The 529-nt window shown below is 68.4% G+C and carries 1 protein-coding gene; it reads left to right on the plus strand.

Annotation, left to right across the window (positions count from 1 at the left end; genetic code table 11):
- Positions 1-159 precede the first annotated feature (159 nt).
- The coding region (locus AC08ON_RS11255) for a hypothetical protein (RefSeq protein WP_476616926.1) at positions 160-529 on the plus strand (370 nt) is incomplete at its 3' end.

A 529-nucleotide genomic window follows, 5' to 3' on the forward strand; every position in this document is an offset into this window, starting at 1 on the left:
GCCGGGCCGGCGGACGGATGATCGTTCTCGCTCAAGGTTGTCGGCTGCCGCACTTTTCCGGGTACACGGAGGGCGACACGACGTTCTGGTATTCGTCTCGTTACTTTCAGTGAGTTACGGTTCGGGTTCTCGTGCTGATGCTGAGACCTGGGGGCCCCGATGTCGGCGGTTGCGCCGATCATCGATCTGCTTGCGGTGATGGTGATGCTGATCGGTATCACAGGCATCCTGTGTGGGCGGGTCGGCTGGGCCGGAATTCTGGACCGGCGGCGAAGCGGCACGGTCGCGGGGGCTGGATTCACGGTCGCGGTCATCGCCTTCGGGCTCGCCGCGCCCGGCGGGCCCACCCCGGGCGACGTGCTGATCCAGGCCGATCGACCGTCGTCCGATCGGCTCGTCCGGGCCAGGGCTGATGACGATCGGGACGACGACCGGTGGGCGGGCCGCCGCGAGCAGAGCCGATCGTCCTTCCCCACCCGGTCCACCTACCCCGACCCCGTCCACCCCGTTCCCGGCATCCCGGGAACGG

It is taken from the genome of Frankia sp. CoWAU3 (genome assembly GCF_977971855.1).